The organism is Methanolapillus millepedarum (genome assembly GCF_032594115.1).
Classification (GTDB): domain Archaea; phylum Halobacteriota; class Methanosarcinia; order Methanosarcinales; family Methanosarcinaceae; genus Methanolapillus; species Methanolapillus millepedarum.
The window spans coordinates 1,485,639-1,507,855 of record NZ_CP131060.1 but is presented as its reverse complement, the minus strand read 5'-3'; the positions used below and the strand labels follow the sequence as shown (position 1 = coordinate 1,507,855).

18 protein-coding genes and 2 tRNA genes are annotated in these 22,217 nt (G+C 43.4%); 9 read left to right on the top strand and 11 right to left on the bottom strand.

Annotated features, from left to right (window positions below; genetic code table 11):
- Positions 1-118: 118 nt before the first annotated feature.
- Together MsAc7_RS06940 and MsAc7_RS06935 are read right to left on the bottom strand one after the other, a co-directional pair.
- On the bottom strand, positions 119-418 hold the full coding sequence (locus MsAc7_RS06940; protein WP_338102189.1) for a hypothetical protein: 300 nt from the start codon (positions 416-418) through the stop codon (positions 119-121).
- Positions 419-608: 190 nt separating this feature from the next.
- Entirely contained in the window at positions 609-2,099 is a 1,491-nt protein-coding gene (locus MsAc7_RS06935) for a tetratricopeptide repeat protein (RefSeq protein WP_338102188.1), read from the bottom strand.
- A gap of 450 nt (positions 2,100-2,549) precedes the next feature.
- Between MsAc7_RS06935 and purH the strand changes: the two genes are divergently transcribed.
- From purH to MsAc7_RS06920, 3 genes are all read left to right on the top strand, one after another.
- Positions 2,550-4,181 (top strand): bifunctional phosphoribosylaminoimidazolecarboxamide formyltransferase/IMP cyclohydrolase, encoded by a 1,632-nt coding sequence (gene purH / locus MsAc7_RS06930; RefSeq protein ID WP_338102187.1) that lies wholly within the window; start codon positions 2,550-2,552, stop codon positions 4,179-4,181.
- Positions 4,182-4,428: 247 nt separating this feature from the next.
- Complete coding sequence (locus MsAc7_RS06925) at positions 4,429-5,109, top strand: IS1595 family transposase (RefSeq protein ID WP_338103468.1); 681 nt, start codon at positions 4,429-4,431, stop codon at positions 5,107-5,109.
- Positions 5,110-5,171: 62 nt separating this feature from the next.
- Complete coding sequence (locus MsAc7_RS06920) at positions 5,172-6,551, top strand: MATE family efflux transporter (RefSeq protein WP_338102186.1); 1,380 nt, start codon at positions 5,172-5,174, stop codon at positions 6,549-6,551.
- 78 nt (positions 6,552-6,629) lie between these two features.
- On the opposite strand, the gene MsAc7_RS06915 is transcribed toward MsAc7_RS06920, so the two are convergent.
- On the bottom strand, positions 6,630-7,400 hold the full coding sequence (locus tag MsAc7_RS06915) for a hypothetical protein (RefSeq protein WP_338102185.1): 771 nt from the start codon (positions 7,398-7,400) through the stop codon (positions 6,630-6,632).
- 154 nt (positions 7,401-7,554) lie between these two features.
- On the opposite strand from MsAc7_RS06915, the gene MsAc7_RS06910 reads away from it, so the two are divergent.
- The 3 genes from MsAc7_RS06910 to gpmI all read left to right on the top strand — a co-directional run bounded on the left by MsAc7_RS06910 (position 7,555) and on the right by gpmI (position 10,193).
- Entirely contained in the window at positions 7,555-7,917 is a 363-nt protein-coding gene (locus MsAc7_RS06910) for an STAS-like domain-containing protein (RefSeq protein ID WP_338102184.1), read from the top strand.
- 303 nt (positions 7,918-8,220) lie between these two features.
- On the top strand, positions 8,221-8,481 hold the full coding sequence (locus tag MsAc7_RS06905) for a hypothetical protein (protein WP_338102183.1): 261 nt from the start codon (positions 8,221-8,223) through the stop codon (positions 8,479-8,481).
- Positions 8,482-8,582: 101 nt separating this feature from the next.
- Complete coding sequence (gpmI, locus tag MsAc7_RS06900) at positions 8,583-10,193, top strand: 2,3-bisphosphoglycerate-independent phosphoglycerate mutase (protein ID WP_420847451.1); 1,611 nt, start codon at positions 8,583-8,585, stop codon at positions 10,191-10,193.
- Positions 10,194-10,377: 184 nt separating this feature from the next.
- Here the strand turns inward: gpmI and MsAc7_RS06895 are convergent, their stop codons facing one another.
- Entirely contained in the window at positions 10,378-10,953 is a 576-nt protein-coding gene (locus tag MsAc7_RS06895) for a DNA-3-methyladenine glycosylase I (protein ID WP_338102182.1), read from the bottom strand.
- A gap of 215 nt (positions 10,954-11,168) precedes the next feature.
- Here MsAc7_RS06895 and MsAc7_RS06890 point away from each other — a divergent pair, with 215 nt between their 5' ends.
- The gene (locus tag MsAc7_RS06890; RefSeq protein WP_338102181.1) at positions 11,169-11,774 is read left to right on the top strand and encodes an undecaprenyl diphosphate synthase family protein; all 606 of its coding nucleotides are present in this window, start codon (positions 11,169-11,171) and stop codon (positions 11,772-11,774) included.
- A gap of 66 nt (positions 11,775-11,840) precedes the next feature.
- Positions 11,841-12,314: a DUF5817 domain-containing protein gene (locus MsAc7_RS06885; RefSeq protein ID WP_338102180.1), complete on the top strand. Its 474-nt coding sequence runs from the start codon at positions 11,841-11,843 to the stop codon at positions 12,312-12,314.
- 162 nt (positions 12,315-12,476) lie between these two features.
- On the opposite strand, the gene MsAc7_RS06880 is transcribed toward MsAc7_RS06885, so the two are convergent.
- Entirely contained in the window at positions 12,477-13,658 is a 1,182-nt protein-coding gene (locus tag MsAc7_RS06880) for a redox-regulated ATPase YchF (RefSeq protein WP_338102179.1), read from the bottom strand.
- Between the two features lie 343 nt (positions 13,659-14,001).
- Between MsAc7_RS06880 and MsAc7_RS06875 the strand changes: the two genes are divergently transcribed.
- Positions 14,002-15,327 carry an AI-2E family transporter gene (locus MsAc7_RS06875; RefSeq protein WP_338102178.1) on the top strand — a complete coding sequence of 442 codons (1,326 nt, stop codon included), beginning with the start codon at positions 14,002-14,004 and terminating at the stop codon, positions 15,325-15,327.
- A 482-nt stretch (positions 15,328-15,809) separates the two neighbouring features.
- Here the strand turns inward: MsAc7_RS06875 and MsAc7_RS06870 are convergent, their stop codons facing one another.
- From MsAc7_RS06870 to MsAc7_RS06845, 6 genes are all read right to left on the bottom strand, one after another.
- Positions 15,810-19,478, bottom strand: coding sequence for a DNA polymerase II large subunit (locus MsAc7_RS06870; RefSeq protein ID WP_338102177.1), 3,669 nt, complete (start codon positions 19,476-19,478; stop codon positions 15,810-15,812).
- Positions 19,479-19,554: 76 nt separating this feature from the next.
- Entirely contained in the window at positions 19,555-19,800 is a 246-nt protein-coding gene (locus tag MsAc7_RS06865; protein ID WP_338102176.1) for a hypothetical protein, read from the bottom strand.
- A complete protein-coding gene (locus tag MsAc7_RS06860) occupies positions 19,797-20,471 on the bottom strand; it encodes an L-threonylcarbamoyladenylate synthase (protein ID WP_338102175.1) in 675 nt (224 codons plus the stop codon). The genes MsAc7_RS06865 and MsAc7_RS06860 overlap by 4 nt, the downstream gene beginning before the upstream one ends.
- Before the next feature lie 52 nt (positions 20,472-20,523).
- Entirely contained in the window at positions 20,524-21,771 is a 1,248-nt protein-coding gene (gene prf1, locus MsAc7_RS06855; protein ID WP_338102174.1) for a peptide chain release factor aRF-1, read from the bottom strand.
- A 208-nt stretch (positions 21,772-21,979) separates the two neighbouring features.
- Positions 21,980-22,051: transfer RNA gene (locus MsAc7_RS06850), tRNA-Arg, on the bottom strand.
- A 65-nt stretch (positions 22,052-22,116) separates the two neighbouring features.
- Positions 22,117-22,188, bottom strand: a tRNA-Arg gene (locus tag MsAc7_RS06845).
- Positions 22,189-22,217: the final 29 nt, after the last annotated feature.

Below are 22,217 nucleotides of genomic sequence, written 5' to 3'. Positions count from 1 at the left end.
GGCGCGCGCGTTATGGCGACACATTTTCATTTGATTCAAAAGGGAACGGGGACGGTTTTTTGAAAATTCAAGCGGCAAGGACATATTTTTTGATAATCAAGCAAACCCTCCCGAAAAATCAAACGCTTTGCGTTTGATTTTCTCGGATTTTGATAAGATGATTTGAGTACAGTATCAGCAGATGCAAACAGAACAGTAAACAGCAGATGCAATCGGAACTGTAAACAGCAGATGCAATCGGAACTGTAAACAGCAGATGCAATCGGAACTGTAAACAGCAGATGCAATCGGAACTGTAAACAGCAGATGCAATCGGAACAGTAAACAGCAGATGCAATCGGAACTGTAAACAGCAGATGCAATCGGAACAGTAAACAGCAGATGCAATCGGAACAGTCAACTGACAATCAGAATGCATCTGCTTATGGAAATCCGCAAAATACAGACGCGAAGCGTCTGATTTTGCGGGGCATTTTGCTTGACGGATTCGTATGGCAAAAACAAACTTTTAGCGACCGAAGGGAGTCGTTCGCGAAGCGAACTTTTTAGAAACAGACTCTCCCCCGCCCTTTGAAAAATTCCGAAGCAAAGCGTAGGAATTTTTAACTTCAAACTTTCAATTTGCCTTCTAAAATTTGAATATTCATATCCACATTTTCATAACCGGAATCGATCGTCTTCAAATTTTTAAAAGCATTCAAAGCGTCCAAATACCGCTCCAACTTAAAAAGCGTCGTCGCGTAATTATCCAACACATCCGGATTTGACGCGTCGTATTTGAGAGATTCCTCAAAGAACTTTGCCGCCTCTTCATAATTGTTCATTTTGACCAAGATGAGCGCCTTGTTAAAATACGCTTTCGGATTGAACGGGTCGGAATGAATCGCGCGGTCAAAATTTTGAACGGCTTGTTCATTGCTGCCCTTTTTAGCGTAAACGATGCCGAGCATATTCGTGATTTCGTAGTGGAACGGATCAATGTTTTGCGCTTTTGACAAAAGAACGATGGCTTCATCCAAAGCGGCCGGATATTGAATGGCGGACGCTAACTTTAATTTTCCGATTTCTTCGTACACCGGAATGAACGCCGGATCCATTTGAGAAACATAAGTGAAAGCGGCCAACGCCTTTTCCGGCTCGTTTAACCGGAGATGAATTTTACCGATTTCATAGCGGACGCTCAAATTCTCAGGCTCGGCCGCGACAATTTTGTCAAAGACAGAAAGAGCCTTTTCCAACGAATCGAACGTATTGATTTTGGACAACACAAATCCGAGCTGAATTCGGGCATTCATGAAATTAGGGTCTAACTCAATGACTTTTTCAAAAGACGATACCGCTTTTTGAAGCTTCCCGGTCGCGTTTTGCATCAATCCCAAATAATAATAAACGCCGGCATCGTTGGGGCTGATCAGAAGTTCTTTTTCCAAAACTTCTTCCGATTTTTCAAAAGCGCCCATCTTCATAAACGCAAACGATTGGTAACTGTAAAGCCGGCGAAGGTCTTCCTGCCGGAGTTTCGTCTCATCGTCTTTCCCAAAAAGCGTGCCTTCGCGGTCTTCTTCATTGCCTTCGGCGACAAAACCTTCAAACCGGTCGATAAAAAGAAGACAGGATGCGGCAAGCTCATCGTAAATGCCCAAAGACATTAAGCAAACGCATTTGAGGTCGGCCGCTGAAAATAAAAACGGATCCGCGTTAAGAGCCCGGTCAAAATACGCAATCGCGTCATTCAACTTCTTTTGCCGGGAGAGAATGAATCCTTTGGAATACAAATATTCGGCATTCTCCGGATCGAATTTTAAGGCTTTTTCAACCGACGCCATCGCTTTGTCAAACTGACCGGCCTGTTCTTCCAAAACCGCTTTTTGATTCCAAAAAACATGGTCTTTCGGATAGCGGATTAAAATTTCTTCGTAACATTCGATTGCCTTATCATATGCGTTCAACTGGACATACGTATACGCCAAGCTTTCCCATGCCTTTTTAAATTTCGGCATTTCCTTTGAAAGCTGCGCAAAAATGTCTCCCGCTTCCTTGTACCGGCCGTCCAGCAGAAGCGTTCTTCCTTGCTCAAAGCGATTATCCGGTTGACTCATTTTTGAAAACCTTTTTCAATTGTCAATAAAACCGCGCCGTAAAACAAACAGACCACGATTTATAAACGTTTTTTATTTCCTTTGCTTTGAATTCTCAGAGGATGGAAATATGAATGGAATATTAAATATGGATTCTGAATATGGATTCAAATGTATAAGTAAATGTATGAATGCACAGGCAAACAAGATTGATAAATATTTTTGTCTAAATATTTGATTTTATTTTGCATCGGACACGGGATTGAATCATAAAACAGATGTTGAAAAATCTGTTTTAAAAAATTATAGAGGAAAGGGACGTAACACAAGGTTTTTATTTTTTGACTTTCCTCTTTGATAGGTTTCGCATAATTTGTAACTGAATCTCTATTCCTTACAATTTCATACTTATCAATCTTAATCTTATCATGATGTCCGAGTCCTCCGGATTAAGACGAGTTGGTGATTTTTTTGGTCAAAAGAGCACTTATCAGTGTTTCCGATAAAACAGGTATCGTTGATTTTACAAAAACGTTGGTTGCGCACAATTTTGAAATCATTTCAACCGGCGGAACAGCAAAAACACTTCGAGACGCCGGCATTTCAGTCATGGACGTTTCCGAAATTACCGGGTTTCCCGAAATGATGGACGGACGCGTCAAAACCCTTCATCCGAAAATTCATGGCGCACTTCTCTATTTGAGAGATAATCCGGTTCATGCGGCGCAAGCTATGGCTCAGGGAATTGCCGCCATTGACATGGTCGTCGTCAATCTCTATCCGTTCCGGGAAACGGTGGCCAAAGAGGGTGTGACGCTGGAAGACGCCGTTGAAAATATTGATATTGGCGGACCGTCGCTTCTTCGGGCGGCGGCGAAAAATTACAAATTTGTGACCGTTGTGTGCGACCCGTCCGATTATTCCAAAATCAAAAAGGAATTGGAAGAAAACGCGGGTAACGTTTCTCTCCCGGTCAAAGAAAAAATGATGGTGAAAGCCTTCCGTCACACCGCTGATTATGACGGCGCGATTGACACCTATCTGAGCCGGACGCTTCTTGATGAAAAGGTGAAACGTTTCTCTTTTGTCGGCGGAACCAAACTCCGCTACGGTGAAAACTGGCATCAGGAAGCTTCATTTTATAAAGACACGCGTTGCGCCGGACCGAGCTTGTCCAACGCGACTCAGCTTCACGGGAAGGAACTCTCCTACAACAATTATATCGACATCGATAACGCCCTTTTAACGCTCAAAGATCTGAGCAGCAAGAACCCGAGCGTCGTGATTGTGAAACACAACAACCCGTGCGGCCTTGCCACCGGAAAAACACTCAAATCCGCCTTTTTGGCGGCTTGGGACGGCGATCCGGTTTCGGCATTCGGAAGCATCATTTGCGTCAACCGGATTTTTGACGTTGAAACGGCAAAGTGTTTGGACAAAAAATTTATTGAAATCATTGTCGCTCCCGGCTTTGAACCCGAAGCCTTAGAAATTCTGAAAAAGAAAAGCGAAAGCCTTCGCCTTTTGGAACTCAAAGGATTTGACAAAGCGTTTGACAACAAATTCGTGTATAAACACGTCACCGGCGGACTTCTTGAACAAAACCGCGACATCGGTCTTTTTGAAAAATGGGACCTTGTCACCCAAGAAAAATTCCCGGACGCCAAAAAAGGCGTTTCCGAATTTGCGATGAGCGCCTGCAAATGTATTAAATCAAATTCAATTTCAATCGCTTACGAATATGAACCGGGATATTACATGCTTCTCGGCATGGGCGCCGGACAGCCGAATCGCGTGGATTCCATCCGAAAACTCGGCGCGCCCAAAGCCTACGACAATTTAAAAACCATGTACGAACGGATGAATGCAGAAAACCCGATGACGATCACGCTTGAAGAATATCAAAAACAAGTGATTTCGGAATGTGTGATGGCGTCAGACGCCTTTTTCCCGTTTGACGACAGCGTCATTTTCGCAAGCGAAGCGGGACTCAAATACATTTTGTCGCCGGGCGGGTCCATCCGCGACGACGAAGTGATTGCAACCGCCAACCGTCTCGGCGTTGCCATGGTCTTTACCGGCATGCGGCATTTCCTGCATTAACTTTTCTTTTTTCACTTTTCTTTTTTTGAGTTTGCGACGACGCGCGCGTTACAGCGACACTTTTTCGTTTAGATTTTAAGATTGATGCTCCCTTTTTGAGTTCAAAAAAACCGAAATTCGTTCGTGAATTACTATTTATACATCAAGGATGTTTTCAGAGCCACGATTTTAAAGTTATTTTTATAAAAAATTTAGGGTCATGATAAGAACACAAATATAATTTGGTGTTCAAATCATGCTCAAGAATATGAAAAACAAATATGTCAATCGTTCAAAAATTTCTGAAGCAAAATTTCGTCAAATTGTCAAGCTTTTTGCTTTGGATCTGGATGCAACACAAATATCCCAAATTGTTGGAGTCAGCCGTATTACGATCAACCGATACCTCATGGCAATCCGCGAGCGGATTGCCGAATTCTGTAAATTGGAATCTCCCTTCCAAGGAGAAATTGAAGTTGATGAGTCATACTTTGGCCCGAAACGTGTAAAGGGAAAGAGAGGACGCGGCGCCGGCAATAAAACGATTGTATTTGGATTGGTGAAACGGCAAGGGAAGGTTTACACAGAAATTGTTCCGGATTGTTCTAAATCCACATTACAATCTATCATTAAAGGAAAAGTTGATCTTGATAGCGTTATTTATTCCGACAACTGGCATGGATATGATGGATTAGTTGATGTGGGATATGATAAACACTATCGAGTAGATCATGGCAAATATGAATTCGTCAATGGAAGAAGTCACATTAATGGGATTGAGGGATTCTGGGGATTCTCCAAAACCAGGATGAGTAAATACAGAGGAATTGATAAAAGATACTTTAATCTTTACTTGAAGGAATGTGAATTTAGGTATAATTATAGGAATGAGGATTTATATCTTAAAATCCTAAAAATTGTCAGAGAAAATCCTCTATTCTTATCATGACCCAAAATTTATAAGCAACATACTCATTCACAATTTTACACAATTTTACTGTTTTGATTCCTATGACCGACAAATTTGAAATGATGGAAACCGGAAGCGTTAAAAAAGCGCTGGCATGGCTTGCCGCGCCGGCCATTGTTTCTTTAACAATTCAAACGCTTTACGGCTTTGTCGACACTGTTTTTGTCGGACGCGGTCTTGGCGCCGACAGCGTTCTTGGTCTGGGGGCGCTCACCATCGCGTTTCCGATTGCGTATCTGGTGGTCGCCGCGTCGTCCGGCGTCGGTGTCGGCGGTTCATCTTACATTTCCCGCGGATTCGGCGCCAAAGACGAAGAACGCGTCAAAAAAGGCATCGGAAACATGATTATTTTAGGACTTTTGGTCAGCCTGATCTTTACGCTGGTTGGATTTTTCTTATTGGACCCGACGCTGAGATTATTCGGGGCAACGGATACAATTCTCCCGTTTGCGAAAGATTACATGTATTGGATTTTGATCGGCTGCGTTTTTCAAGTGCTGACCATCACACTGACCGCGATTGTGATGGCGGAAGGAAACGCCACATATATTATGGGCATGTATCTGGTATCCAGCTTGACCAATATTGTTTTGGATTATGTTTTTATATTCATTTTCGATTGGGGAATCGCGGGCGCCGCCATTGCGACTGTCATTGCTCAAATCCTCAACTTTTTGATTTTGGTCTTTTACATGTATCGGGTGAGCAGTTTAAAATTCAGTTTGCGCTGGGTTGTGTTTGACCGGCACGTGTCTTCTGACATCGTTAAAATCGGTGTCTCTGAATTTATTCGGGAAGGATCGCTCACGCTTATGTTTATTATCGTCAACCGGAACTTAGTCATTTACGGCGGCGATGTCTCCATCGCGATTTTCGGTCTCATCAACCGCATTTTCGGCGTCGTTATTATTCCGGTTATCGGTATTGTTCAGGGAATGATTCCGCTGACGGGATACAATTACGGCGCCAAAAACTTTTCCCGGGTGCGGGAAATTTTCAAAACCGCCGCCATTTGGGCTGTTGTCGGCAGCTTGGTTTTGGGTGTTGTCAGCTACATCTTTACCGCCGAGATATTTGCCCTATTTACAACTGATTTGCCGCTCATTGAAGAGGCGGTGATCGCTTATTGGCTGGCCGACCTCAGCATTCCGATTGTCGCGTTTGCCATTGTCGGATCGGCTTTTTTGCAGGCGCTTGGGAAAGCCAAAGAATCATTTTTGCTGACCATTGCGCGCCAGATTTTTATTTTGCCGGTTTTGACCGTGATTCCGATTTATATGGGACTCACCGGCGTTTGGGTGTCTTTTCCGGTTGTGGATACGATGACGGGAATTTTGACATTGTGGTTTGTTTTCCGCCAATTGAACGTGTTGAAAAAAGAAGAAGAAAAATATGCGGCGAAAAAGGCCGCTGTTGTCTAATGCTTAAATTTTGGTTTTTATGACCATGTTAAAAGTTTATTTTTGAATTGAATCTCATTTTCAACTCTTTGTCGGAAGTTATCTTCCATACCAACCATGTTCTTCAACCCATTGATATTGCGTTCCGTTAATCAGCGACAACAGATATCCTTCTTTATAGACCCGAATTTCTTCATTGTAAAAGATATCGCCCCTATGATTCAACTTTCCCCATGGCGTGATGATAACATAATGTTCCGGCCCAATGTCTTTGTGAAGACCGTCGTCTTCTGCCAAATACAAAAACAATTCATCCCCTTTCGAAAAATCATCCGGATTCAAACCATCAATGTAATACTGTTGAATTTGGTCAACCGTTCCGCCGGGCAAACGGATAATAATTTCATTCGAATTAGACGTCCCCTTGTAAACGTTTTCAATTGAAAAAACGATGTCTGTGTAAATTGTATCTGTCGGGAACGGACCAAGTCCTTCAATGACGTTTCCTTTTGAATCAATGGACTGCACAACTAAAATCGGATTGCCGTTTTCATCCGTGGAGTTGGAAACAGTCACATTTTCCGGCTGCTTTCCATCAACGGTCGTCCATTTGGATTCATGGACGTCGGCCACTTTTCCGAAAACGATCAGATCGCTTTGTTCGGTTAAAGAACCGGGCGGCGTATAAATCATAAAAGTGATATTCGAAATCACCGTCGCCACCGGGTTTGAAGATACGGATGATCCGGCCGTCTGTTTCTGAGAAGGTGCGTTCAAAGATTCGGAATTTGCCAAAGCATAGCCTGCAAAAAAACTCAATAAAAGCAGAACACAAACAAAAACCGCAATAAGCAGATTTTTTTGAGTCATATCAGTCACCACATAAGAGTTATGGCGCCCATATTATAAAAACGGTTTTCAAAACAGTATTTAAATTTATTCTTTTTGAAAATTTCGAAACTGATTTATAAGACAGACGCATCCCACTAAATATCCAAAATTTTTAACGTAGGGGAAAGGAAAGATGATTCAGATTAAAGCAAAAGATTACATTTCGGAAGGGTTTTCATACAGTGATGGTGAAGTTATTCAATCGGCTGTTGATCAAATATTGGACAAAGGAGAATCTGTTGCCATTGATTTTTCAAATATTGACTCATATACAGCATTATTTTTTAAAATTGCATTGATCAGACATTTGGGCTCGATGACACCTGATGAATATGAATCAAAAATAAAAGTTGAAAACTTGTCGGAGTTGGGTAATCTCGTGTACAATCAGTGTTATCGGACTGCTGTTAAATTTTACCGTTTGACCCCCGAAGAACAAGAGATACACACACAATGTATTCGGGAAATGATGGAAGATTTGGGGGTTTCCGAATGATTTATCAAATTCCATTCCGTGGAACAGTTGACCCAAAAGAGAAATATTTTATTGATGCAAATGTTCTTTTATTTTTGTATGGATGACGATCAATTACAGAATGAAAACAAAATTAAAATTTATTCGGAATTTATGAAATATTTAAAGAACAATGGAAATCCATTGTTTATCTCATCTTTAAATCTTCAAGAAGTATTGCATGTTGTTGAAAAAAAAGAATATGAAAATTATTGCAAAGAAAATCACTGTAAAATCAAATTGAAACGCTACCGCCGTAATCATCGTGAGAGAAAAGAACTCAAAATGAAATTGGGATCAATTCTTCAACAAATCGTTCAAAATTATTCCGTTGAAGGCGATTCGGTTGAAATCGAAGATATTGAAGCGTTTGTTTCAAGTTTTGACACCCACCTGTATGATCCGATTGATTTTTTCGCCGTAGATTCAAGATGCAGCCGAAATTGTTTCAATTACATAACAGACGATTCCGATTTCAAAAAGAATCTGAACTTCAACATGAACCCGAATGTGAATTTATACACATGTGGCGAACCGTCATCATAAACGGAACATAAAAATAAAAACAGAGCGAAACAACTCTAAGAAAACATTTCAAATTTAAATTCAAAGAAACATTCAAATTCTTTGGTTTCTCTTTTTTACGCATGACAAATATTGTGAATTCAAAAAATAATTTTTCTAAAAAATCCCCGCTTCTCCTCATGATTTTGGACGGCTGGGGTTTTAAATCCGCTCATTTCGGAAACGCGGTCGCCGCCGCCAATACGCCGAACTTGGATTTTTTTGAAAAGCATTACCCGACTTGTCTTTGCGAAGCGTCCGGAACCGCCGTCGGCCTTCCGGCCGGCCAGATGGGAAATTCCGAAGTCGGTCACCTCAACATGGGCGCCGGACGTGTGATTTATCAGGATTTGACGCTGATTAACAAGGAAATTGAAGAAGGAACTTTTTTCAAAAACCCGACGCTTCTGTCGGCAGTCGAAAACGCCAAAATGAAAAAGTCGGCGCTTCATTTGATGGGACTTGTATCTTACGGCGGCGTTCACAGCAACCTGAACCATTTAAAGGCACTGCTTCTCCTTGCGAAAAGAGAAGGATTAGACCGCGTCTTTGTTCACGCCTTTTTGGATGGACGGGACGTGGCGCCAAAATCCGCCATGGCTGACCTTTCAGATTTGGAAGAATTCATGAAACGGGAAAATATCGGACAACTTTCCACCGTCATGGGACGGTATTACGCGATGGACCGCGACAAACGCTGGGAACGGACGCAAGCGGCATATGATGTTCTGACCGGAAATCCGGCGGCGAACAGTCCAGTAGAAGTTGTTTATACGCAAGATTGGAGATCCGCGCTTCAAAAGTCGTTTGAGAAAGGTGAAACGGACGAATTCGTGAAACCGATCGTACTTATGGAAAACGAAAAACGTATCAGCATTATTTCCGATAACGATTCCGTGATTTTCTTTAACTTCCGTCCGGACCGTGCGCGCCAACTGACATATGCGATGACGCTTCCGGACAACAAATTTTCCGGATTTGTTCGCAAAACCCGGCCGGATGTTTTTTTCGTGTGCATGACGCAATACGACGAAGAACTTGACATCCCGATTGCGTATCCGCCCAAAGATATTAAAAATACGCTTGGAGAGTATTTGTCGTCTTGCGGAATTGAACAACTTCGGATTGCTGAGACGGAAAAGTACGCGCATGTGACGTTCTTCTTTAACGGCGGCGTGGAAGAGCCGAATGCCGGAGAGAACCGGATTTTGATTTCGTCTCCGAAGGTGGCGACCTATGATGAAAAGCCGGAGATGAGCGCTTACGAAGTGACAGAAACGCTTTTGGTGGCGATTGACGAGGACAAATATGAGTTGATCGTCCTGAATTTCGCCAACATGGATATGGTCGGTCACACCGGTATTTTTGAGGCGGCCGTGAAAGCTGTGGAGGCTGTGGACGAATGTGCCGGAATTCTTGTGGAAAAAATCCTGGAAAAAGACGGCGCTGCCATCATTACAGCGGACCATGGAAACGCGGAACAGATGGTGGACGAAAACAAAAAACCGCATACGGCTCATACGACAAATCCCGTGAAAATCATTTATGTGAGCGACAAAAATAAAAAAGATGGAAAAGCCATTTGCACCTTAAGAGAGGGTGGAAAATTATGTGATATTGCGCCGACGCTTCTTGAGATCATGGGACTTGAGATTCCGAAAGAAATGACCGGGCAATCGCTTTTGAAGAAATAATTCATTTTAACGGTTTCTTTTTTCTTTCCTCGTTCTTTGACGGGCGGTTGCACGCGCGTTATGGCGACACATTTTGTTTTAGAATTTAAGAAACGGGGGGATGTTTTTGAAAGATCAAGAAATCGGAAACCATAGAAGTCATCTGAAACGATAAACAGCTGACCCAATCAAAAACAAAAAATTGTCAATACCGGATACATCCGTCATACAGAAAACAATCCGCCGTATGGTCGTTGACAACGCCCACCGCTTGCAAATAAGCATAAATAATGGTCGATCCAACAAATTTAAACCCGCGTTTTTTCAATTCTTTGCTGATTTTGTCGGACAATTCCGTTTGCGCCGGAACTTCCGACACAGATGTCCAACTATTTTGGATCGGTTGGCCGTCTGTAAACGCCCACAAGAAACGGTCAAAACTACCGAATTCTGCCTGAATTTTCAAAAAAGATTGAGCGTTTACAACGGCAGAATTGATTTTGAGACGGTTTTTGATGATGCCGGAATTGTTCATGAGCTGTTCAATTTTATCGCCACCGTAACCGGCAACAATTTTCGGGTCGAAATTGTCAAAAGCGTCCCGAAAAGCGTCCCGCTTTTTCAAAACCGTGATCCAACTGAGTCCGGCCTGCATGCCTTCTAAAATCAGCATTTCAAATAAAAGACGATCGTCATGAACAGGACGTCCCCATTCGTTATCATGATAACTCTGATATAACACATCATTACCGGCCCAAGCGCATCGAATCCTATTTTCCAAACTCTCCACCTGTTTTCTGTCTTTTGAAAGCGAAACTTTAAGAACGAATATCAATGTACAGATTAAAATAAAATACACGGGATGTTCATATAAATAATCAAAGGAAAATTTAAATTAAAAAATTAAATTTCAAAAAATCTAAAATCTAAAAAATCGAATAATCAAAATTTAAAAAAAGAATCCGGAATTCTGAAAAATCGGTAAGGTTTGAAAATATGGGAAACGTCTTAAAAACGCTTTTAATCACGGCAAACGAGTGCGACTACCTTGAAGAGAACGCCCTATCCAAAATAGGCCGCCATATTTCATTTATTCAGGAATCCGGCATTCGAAACATCATTTTTCACATCAATATTTCGGATGAAATCAGCGATGAAAAAAAGAATCTTTTGATTCACTTTTTGACGGCGGAAATCGAAAAAACTTTTGAAAAAGCAACCGTGATTAACCATTATGCCGTTTCGGCAAAACCCGATCAGTTGAATGATTTTTCAGTTTACTTTGTATTGGGACTCGGCGGCCGCGAAGAACTAAAAACAATCCTTTCCGAATTGGTCCAAAGAAGTAAAAACGGATTGATCGATATTGAAAATATGACGCCGGAAGGCGCTCAAGAATTCATTTCCGAAAATTTATTCTTGCCGATGGAGCCGGATTTGGTTTTATCCTGCCACGAAGAAACGCTGACGGATTTTATGATTTGGCAAACGATTTATTCGGAATATGTTTTTGTTCAAAAAAGCCTGGGAGAACTGACAGCGGCGGATTTGGACAAAGCGTTTTCGGATTTTAAAGCCCGGCAACGGCGTTATGGCGTTTAATAACCTCTTCGTTTCATTTTTCAATTTTAAAAACTCAATTTAAAATTCAATTTAATCAGGGGAAAAATGTATCTCGTCTTTGTTTGTCCGAAATGCGAAAGAAACGCGCAGCTGCTTGAGCCGGGACATAAAACCGTGCGTTGTCAGCGTTGCTCGTCAATCATTCAAACAAAAAGTTTGCGCGTTTTGGGCTCTTTTGAGGAAAGAGAAGAAGCCGTCTTCCTTCGTTCTCAGCTTCAAGCCGAACTGGCGAACCAACCGGATGGAATTCCGGTCCAAAGAAAAGAAGACGGAACAGTCTACCACGCAAACGATCACGTATTTGAAACAAAAACGCCGCTGAAAACAAAATCCAAAAAGGCCGATGAAATCATTTGCGAAATCCTTCGGGAAAAGGGACCGCTCATCGTTGCCGACTGTGAATATTATTGTCAAGAAAAAGGACTTGAGCCTGAAAAATTCCAAGAAATGCTTCAAAAACTGATCCAAAAGGGAGATGTTTACCGGCCGGATAAAGGAATCGTGGCGCTTGTCCCTTAATTTGGCTGAAATTTTATGATATTTATTAGAGGGACGTTGCCGCGCGCTAAAGCAATCGGCGTACGGCAAAAGAGTTCGAAAAAAAGCAACCGGTTTACGGTAAAAAAATTAAAAAAGGAACGTCGGTTTGTAACGACGATAAAAATTTTATCTGAATCTGTTTTATTTTGCCGTTGACACGATTTTAATCACGTCGCCGTCTTTCATCTCATGCTTTTCAGCCAGACGCATTTTGGTTCTGGCGTCGACTGCATACAAAAATTTGTCGCCGATTTCCGTGTGAATCATGTACGCCAAATCCTTGCATGTCGACCCGCGCTTCACCAAATACGCATCCAGAAGCATCTCTCCCATTTTGTTGGCCCATTTGCCTTCATCTTCGACCGGATAAACGACAATCATGTCCAAAATACCGAAAACGGCTTCATGAATGCACTTTTGAACGCCGGTTCCGTGATTGCTTTGAAGCAAATGCTCCACCGACTTCAAGCCTTTTTCCTGTGCGGGCGTCAGCGTTCCTAAAATTTCAAAATGATCGTCGCCGGGAATGTATTTGATAAGACCGGCTTTTGACGCCGATTTGAGCACCAGTTCTGCCGCTGCGCTGATAAAAATAACCGGTTTTCCGACGTCTGACAACTCGGATTTTGTTTTTTCAGGCGCCACATCGCATTTGTTGGCCGCAATAATCATGGGTTTGCTTTCCTTTCGGATAACCTGACAAAGCGTGACCATATCTTCTTCCGTCCAATGTTGAGCTTCTTTGTTCCCCAACTTTGTTTCGTGAAGCGCGAAAAGCGCATGCTCAACCGTAATTCCGGCGCCGCTCAATTGGTCGGCGATGACTTCTTCCAATTTGAGATTTTCCGCTTTAATTTTTCGGGATAACTTTGACCAGTTGCGGTTCAGAATTTCAAAAAGCCACATTTCCAGTTCATAGTCCAAAAATTTCACATCCGCGGCCGGACTTCCGGTGCCGATGTCAATCGGATTTCCTTCCGCGTCGGTTCCCCCGGATGCGTCAACAACATGAATGATGGCTTGAGCTTGCCGAAGGTCATCCAAAAAAGCGTTCCCAAGACCTTTTCCTTTGTGAGCGTCCGGAACCAAACCGGCCACATCGATAATGTCAATCGGGACGTAACGGATTCCGTTATCACATTTGCGACAGCGGGCGTCGCGTTCAAGGCATGGACATTTGGTTTGAACATACGTCACGCCATGATTGGCATGAATCGTTGTAAACGGATAATTGGCAATTTCAACGTCCGCAAGCGTTGCCGCCTTATAAAATGTTGATTTGCCGGCATTCGGTTTTCCGGCGAGTCCGATGGTCATTGACATAAAATATAAAACGGGCTTTAAAGATTTAAAAGCTTTCAAAAGAGAATAATCAAATGTATTAAAATTGAAAACAAAAAAATAAAACAAAATAAAACAAAATAAAACAAAATAAAACAAAATAAAACAATAAAATAAAACAAACAAAATAAAACAAAAAAACAAAACAAATAAAACAAATAAAATAAACAAAATAAAAACGGAATAAAATAAAAACAAAAACATTAAATTAAATAAATTAATATATTAAAATTTACTTTAAAGACTATGTTGTTTTAAATAAAAATAAGTTTATCAAACAATATTTTAATTTTATTCACATCTTTAAACGAAACTTGGTGAGTCAATGGAGTTATCGGTCAATAAGAAAGTTTGGCAGTACATGTTTATTGTTTTCGTGCTCTTGGTTTTGATGGTTTCGTTCGTCTTTTATTTAAGAGTCGTTTTCATCGCCTTGGTCATCGGTCTTTTGGCCATTATTTTCATTGAGCGTCTGCTCAAAATATTCAACAAGATGACGGTAAATTATACGAAAAACCAACAAAAAGTTATGATTGCCGGCATTCTCATTGTCACGTTTCTGACCATGGGCGCTTTGGTTGTCAGCCAAGCCGCTTATTTCTCGGATTATTTTAACAGCTTTACGGAAAGTTTAGACGAACTCAACGCTGATTATAACACAACCGCCGGAGATATCGCTGAAAATTTAACCAACATTTCCGTTGTTGAATTTGTTCCCGGAATAGACGACAACACAACCAATCCAAATGCCACCGGTGAAAATAATACGCCTCCGCCGCCGGCCAGCAATACGACAAACACTTCTGCCAACAACACAACCGTCAGCAACGCAACTGCCAACAATGTGTCCGGTAACAACACAACCGGCAATTCATCAATTCAGCCGTTTAACTTTTCATTCACCTGGCGGGATTTGATCCGGTCCATGTTGGTGTCGGGAAGCGGTATCTTGACGATGGCCAAAAGCTCGATTTCAATGATGATTTCCATCATCTTTGCGACCTTGTTGGTGATTCCGATTATGACCGGATTTTACTTTAAAAGAAAAGGATACATCGGCGACAAAATTGTATCGTACGCGCCGGACCAATACAAAGATGGCGTCGCGAAGACAATTAAGAAAATTCTCAAAGACTTGGACACCTACATGTCGATGAAAATCTTGGAAGCGATTATCATTTCATTCCTCTATTGCATCGGGTTTTATATCGCAGGTCTTCCGCATTGGCTCATCAGCGGTGTCTTGATGGGAATATTTAATACCGCGCCGTACATCGGATTCGTGATTCCGGCGCTGCCGATTGTGGTTTACTCCTACAATTTCGGCATGAACACCATGCTTGCCGTCATCGGAATCATCATCGTCATTCAGTTGTTCGACTATTTCTTCATTATGCCAAACGTCGTGACGTCAAACATCGGCATCAAAGTGAGTTCGTTTACGTCCGTCATATTGGCATTGGCCGGACTGAAATTGTTCGGGGTTTTCGGACTGATATTTGCGATGCCGCTTTATATTTTCTGTAAGATCATTCTGACATCTTGTTATGAGCAATTGGTGGTTTTATATCCGGACCCGGTCGATCCAAATGACCCGGAAGAAATCGCGCCAAGCGTTTTAGCACCGCCTGAAGAAAAAGCGGCCGTTTAATCTAAACCGGATTCCAGAGGTTCCGAAAATCGGAACCTTTTGATTTTCAGTTTGCATCTGCGGTTTTCTATTTTCAGTTTGCATCTGCGGTTTTCTATTTTCAGTTTGCATCTGCGGTTTTCTATTTTCCAATTGCATCTGCGGTTTTCTATTTTCCAATTGCATCTGCGGTTTTCTATTTTCCAATTGCATCTGCGGTTTTCTATTTTCCAATTGCATCTGCCATCACTGTACCCAATTCATTCCATGGAAATCCGTTTAATCAGACGCTATGCGTCTGATTAAACGGGATGGTTTGCTTGAAATCAAAAAGAGTAACAGACTAAAATTAAAATCAAAAATAAAAACTGAGGCATCAGGCTTTAAAAATAAAATCAAAACGAACCCCTGTTTTTTTCGACACTTAGAAAAATGTGTCGCCATAACGCGCGCGCAGACCGCCATAAAAAACAAAATTCCGAAGCGAAGCGTAGGAATTTTTTTTACATAAAATCCGACAGCTGCGTCTTTTTAATCCGGTGATTTTCAAACGTATCTTCAATGTCTTTTTCCAACAAATCAATCCGCTCCTTTGTGTAAACGGATACATTATACTTCTCCGCCACCTGCTTTGAAACTTCAACGTATTTCCGAACAGCGCCTTCGTGGACCGTCAAGATCACATTTCCGCCGTTGCATTTCGGACACGTTCCCGTGAGCGGCGGGCGCCTGAATTTGGCTTCACATTTGATGCAGCGGAACGTTTGTTTGGAAAAGGCGCGCAAATTGCCGGTAATGTCGGGCAAAAAGTGGGACTTCAAAACACGCTCGGCAACATCGGATTCGTCAACCGCCCGGATGATTTCCGCCAATTTCAATTGCGCGTCCATTTTGTCTGTCATGCTTTCAAGCGTCTTGTACGCGGAATAAGCGGGACCTTTAGCAATGTTCGTCGTCGGATGCGTGTACATGAAATTTTCATACTGATCATTTGTTTTCAAGCGGCTGCTCACGAGGTCCATCATTTTTGAAATCTCGCCCGGATTTTTGAAATTTTCAGTCGCGAGATAGAACTCCCGCGGATAGCGGGCACACATATCGATATTATGCGCTTCCTTGTCAATTTCATTTGGATCGATCCGAATCGTCAGAACAAGAGGCGCGTCCATCTGTCCGCCGCGTTTGTCCGGCAAATATGCCCGGGAAAAATTGAGAAGACCATCCAAGAGAAGCATCACACAATCTTCGTCCCCGTCGCAGTTCCGGCGCTTAGACGCATGGAAATACGGATGCGCAAAGCCAACAGACGCGCTGGTAAAGCCAATCAGCCGACCCAAAACACCGGCCGACGTGTGCGGCGCAAGACCGATCACAAGAACGCCGATCAAATCTTCTCTCTTTTCACATTTGTAGTACGGCTCAACACCGTAATACCGGACCAACAAGTCGTCAATGTATTGGGTCGTCTTGACCAAATAATCGGCGCAATCGTTTGAAATCACCAGGTCCTGAACAAAAAGGCAAACCACTTGGCTCGGATCCGTTAATTCGTTTCCGTAAATATCTTTTTTATAACCGGCTTTTTTCAAATCGTCTACCGTAATTCCAAGCTCATCCGCCCGGATGTGCGTGAGCGGGATGTCGGACATGTCGTAGCGGACCGTCCCGTCTTTAAACATATAAACATCATGAAGAGACCTTAAAATTCCTTTCTCAAGCGGTTCCGGCGTTCGTGAGCGGCTCATCAATTCCTTGACGCCCTTGATCATATCAAAATTATCCCGGACACCCAGCCGTTCGATCGCTTCTTTATAAATCGGGCGAAACTCAATCGTTCCAATCCGAACACCCGTCGTTGGTTTTTCGCATTTCGGACATTTATCTTCCGTTGTTTCAATCACGCAGCGCGGGCAGAAAAGTTTCTCAGTCGTGTATTCGCCGCATCCGCACCGCCATTTATGCGTTTCCCGGCCGCACCGCGGGCAAGTCCGGGTTCCCATTTTTACCTTAATTTGGCCGGTCGAACTGTTCATGGTTTCACGGTATTCGGAAGCATCAACAATGTTTCGCGTTTTTCCGCCTTGATCGCCGATGGGAAAAAGAGCTTGCGCCGCCGGCGACATTTTGCGCATATCTGACTTTTCGGGACGCCCCATCCGGGCACCGATTCGAGACGGGGCCCGTGGCTTGACAATCATCCCGGACAACAAATTGACCGCTTCAAGACATGTATCCGCGCCGTTTTCTTCAAAGATTTTGGTTGCCGCCGCCGAATCGAAAGGCTGAATTTTCCCGTTTTTCCAAAGGCCCAAACAACACAGAAACGGAACCGGATCCTGAATCAATATGGTTTTTTCAGGAACAAAGCGGATGATATGCGGGAGCAAGATATTTTCAAGAAGAGATTTGATGCCGCAATCGGCTGCCGCCTCATCAGGAAGAGTCAGGCAAACTTTCCCGGCAAATCGGGAATCCGACAGCAACTCCCCAAATGAAGCCGTTCCGGCAAAATCCAGTGCTGGCGGATTATATTCCGCCAGTTTTCCGGTTTCAGAAACAAAAGCGGCCAGCCGGAAAAAATCATCCAAAGAAAGGTCGTGCCACAAATAATCATAGCGAGGATGGAGCGGAATTCCATATTTGGTCAGTAAAACGGCATCTTCCGCGGACAAATTCAAAAGCCGGTCTAAAATTTCAAGATAAGGAGACGATTCATTTTCTGTTTGAGGGTTCGGAAACTTTTCAAAATCAAAATCTGTCGGCTCTCCTTTTATTTTTTTGTCCGCTTCCACGCGGTATCCGTCTTCATAATCATAGATCCACCATTCGAAAACATAAGGAGACGGCGTCAACGGATGATTGTTTTCCAGAAAATCTCCGAAATTGAACAAAATCTCTCCCAGGTCGATCAGGTGGTCCAACTCGGGTTTGATTTTTTCGGCCGTTTCGGCGTCGTCCACTCGAAACACATCGCCGCATTTGAGACGGACTGTCGGTCCTTCTAGCGAATCCACTGCCGCCATTCCGGCCGCTTTTCCGGGACGTTCGACTTTGAGCTGTGTTCCGTTGGTGATAAAATCGCCGAGAAGGCTCATGGAAGCGGGACTGATTCCGGCGGCGGCGAAGGATGTATTTCGGGCGCGCCCATAGCGGAGACGAAAACCGCCCGGACGGGACGGGTGTGAAAAAAGAGGCCGCCCGGCAATCAAATCTTGAAGATATTTGTCTTTCGGCTTAATTTTCTTGGTGACTTGCCCCGGCTTAATTGTTTCAACTTTTCCGGCGTCAGCTTTGTCTTTGTCATCGTCGCCGGATTTGGAGCCTGCGATCAATTTATCCAAAAATTCCCAGCCATCCATACCAAGAGCATCGACGTGTTTTTTGACTTTTGGCGCCTTTAGAATCATGCCTTCCGCCACCACAAGCGCCATTCCGCCGCGAACGCGGTTTCCGGGAATTTCCGGCAAATTCCGGTAACCTTCAACTTCAGCGTCTTCCGTCGCGTCGCCGTCCACGCAAACCGGACAATTCTCAACAATCAAACGAATTTCATCGTCCGTCGGGGAGTATTGAAGCGAAGCCGTCCGCTTGTAAATTCGGATTTCTTCCGCATAACGCTCCACCAACTCTTTTCGGGGTTTGAACCGGTCAAGCCCGATGCTGCGCCGGACGTAATCGCCCACCAAAACCGAAAGCGCTTGCGCGGTTCCGCCGGCACTTCGAATCGGTCCGGAATAATAAATCCTTAAATATTCAGTTCCGTCATTGTTTTTGTCAATTTTAACTTCGGCAATTCCTTCAATCGGCGCCGCAACGACACCTTCCGTCAAAACCGCCATTGAAACACGGATTGCGGCATCGACCGCTTCCTGTTTGTCCCGAAACTTTCCGACTTTTCCTTCCGCAATTTCCTTACCAATCAACAGAGCGGATTCTTCACGATTTTTGCCTTCAAGCTCAATTTCTCGGAGTCGAACGGCAACGCCGGAGACACCGATTAAATTTTCCACACGGTCGGCTAAGTCCTTTGCCAGTGGGATTTCGGCATGAGGATGCGGATCTTCACCGTTTGAACGGGCTTTATCGGCAATTTCAATTTCAAGAAACAGCTTCGACTCAAGACGGCTGAAATAGTCCGCCATATCGTCGCTGACCGCTAATTTCTTTTCCATTTCCATCACCCGATTCAAAAAACAATGAACAACTCATCTGATTAATACGGCTTTTCCGATTGAATGACGTTTTAAATTATTTCTTTTTCCGCAATTTTGACGTGAAATACAATTGAATAACAATGGTGGCGACGACCATAATGGCTCCCGCCATAATGAGTCCGGAACCGATTTTTGTCATGAGTGCTCCGGTGCTGAAATAATAAAGAAGCACACCGCCAACGATCACAACCAAGTTGATAATATTTAAAATACGAACCGATTCGCCCAGCTGAGCTACTTGCTGCCGGCTTTTGATTTTTTCTTTCTTTTCCGATTTCATTGGAGATCTCCGATACATTCTTTGATAGATTCAATGGAAAGCCCGCCCTGTCTGAGAATTTTAGGGGGATTTTCCGTCAGATCAATAATCGTGGAAGAGATTTGTATTTTTGTTTCGCCGCCGTCGATTAAAATGTCAATTTTGCCGTCCAAATCTGCCAAAACATCCGCGGCGGACTTTGGATCTTTTTTCCCGGACAGATTCGCACTTGGACAGGCAAGCGGACCGGTTTTCTGAATCAGCGACAAAGCGACCGGATGGTTCGGCACGCGAAGGCCAACCGTTTTTTTACCGCAAGTGACATTGTCGGGAATTTTGGAGTTTTTATTTAAAATAATGGTCAGCGGCCCCGGCCAAAATTTTTCCGCCAAAAGAAGAGCAACTGCCGGAACATCCGCAGCGATTTGTTTCATATCGTCGGCGGACCCGATCAGAACGCTGAGCGGTTTTTCGGAAGGCCGTTCTTTTATTTGATAAATTTTTTCAACCGCCTTGGCATCAAAAACGCTCGCGCCAAGGCCGTAAACCGTATCGGTCGGAAAAGCGATGACTTGACCGCTCATCAACGCCGCGGCAGCGTGCTCGATAACGGTTTCAAAAACCATCCGATCGGCCGGATTCGGTTTCTCTTTGACAGACAACGGAAAGACAATTGTTTTTGAAAACGTCATAAGTTCACCTCAACCCGTATTTTTGTTTTTTGCCGCACGAACCCGGCGGCTGTTACTGGCCGGTGTTGTACCTTAAAACGGCAACGACGCCGCCAAAAGCCGACATCAGCTGATTTCCTTCCTCAAAATCGGTGGAAATGAAATAAACTTTGGCATTGGACTTGTCGGCCAATTCGGAAAGTTCGTCAACAACATCTTTGATTTCAATATTTTCAAGAACGGCGCCACATTTTTTACAAGTTCCCATATCCGGAACATGTTCTCCCGGACGCCACATACGCGTTTTATTGTTGTATTCGCCGCAGCTTTGGCAAACGGACGACATAATTTCGGCACGCAAATCTTCGGACAAAATCAACGTTTCAACCGCGTTGATTTCAAGGTTGGACCGAACGCTTTTTTCACCGTAAGACGCGCGTCCGGATTCGGCGATGAGTTCCTTGAAAAAGCCTTTCATGATGTTTTTTTGTTCCATCAATTCTAAGTCCGCCAATTTTTCGCCGGCGGCATTGACAAGTTCGTAAAGGCCGGATTCGTCCGTATAAGCGATATCAAAAAGCCCGAGAACTTTTTTCATGAGCTCGTGATGGAAAAATTCGCCATCCTGAAACTCTTCCTTCGTCGGGGACGGACCGCCGATTAAAATACCTTTAAAATGTTTGGGTTCGACCGCTAAAAAAACTTCGCTGGCAGCATCGCCGATGCGTTTGTAGAACTCATGGATCGCAATCAAACGAAGGCTTTGGAAACGCTGCGCACTCTGACCGCCTTTTCTTTGTTTTCCGGGAACGGTGGATGTCAATCGGCGGTAAGAATCAATTTTTTTGCCGGTCAAAAGCCCGACGGTGGCCTCTCTCCGGTCCAAAACCAAAAGTCCGAACGTTCCTTTTTCCTTTAACATTTCCTCAAGCGGTTCCAGATAAAATTCGGAGTTGCAGTGATACTTGTACGTCACAATCGGTTCCGGCGGGTGGATGACATAACTTTCCATGCTGGTTTTGTTGGCGCCGATATCAACAGCGCCCGTAAAGTAAACAATTCCATTCTCCGGCACCTTGTCCAAATAGCGCAGCCGGGACAGGAGAGAGTCAATCGCGCCTTGAACATTTGTTTTGGTGAGTTTGGACTTGATGTTGGCCGCCTGACTGTGTTCTTCACGAAGATCGGCGGCAACGTCCGAAATTTGTTTGTCCGGCGGAATGTAAAGAGAAACCAATTCGGTACTGCGCCCGTGCTTGTCGCGAAGGATCTCAAGCGTTTTTTTGAATTCATATTTGTCATGTGCTGACGTTTCTGCCATTTTAGTAATGCTCCGAAAGAATCATTGTCGATGAATGAATTGCTGAATCATTTTGAATGATCTGAATAAATGGATAATAATATAGTTTTAGAATTTTGGATTAAATGAACTCATAAATTATAAACCAATCTGAAAAAAGAAGAAAACAGACAAACAATCAGAAGAAAAATGAAAAAAAGAATGAAGAAATATAAATTTTAAAAATAAGCGCCCCGACTGAGATTCGAACTCAGGTCGAAAGCTCCGGAGGCTCTCAGGATATCCACTACCCTATCGGGGCAACTTAACTTTATCAATAAAAGAACAAAACGGCGGCCGTTTTGCAGAAAAACGACCGCCAAGAAACGTCCCGACTGAGATTTGAACTCAGGTCGAAAGCTCCGCAGGCTTCCAGGATATCCACTACCCTATCAGGACACAGAGCAACAAATAGGCAATATCGGATA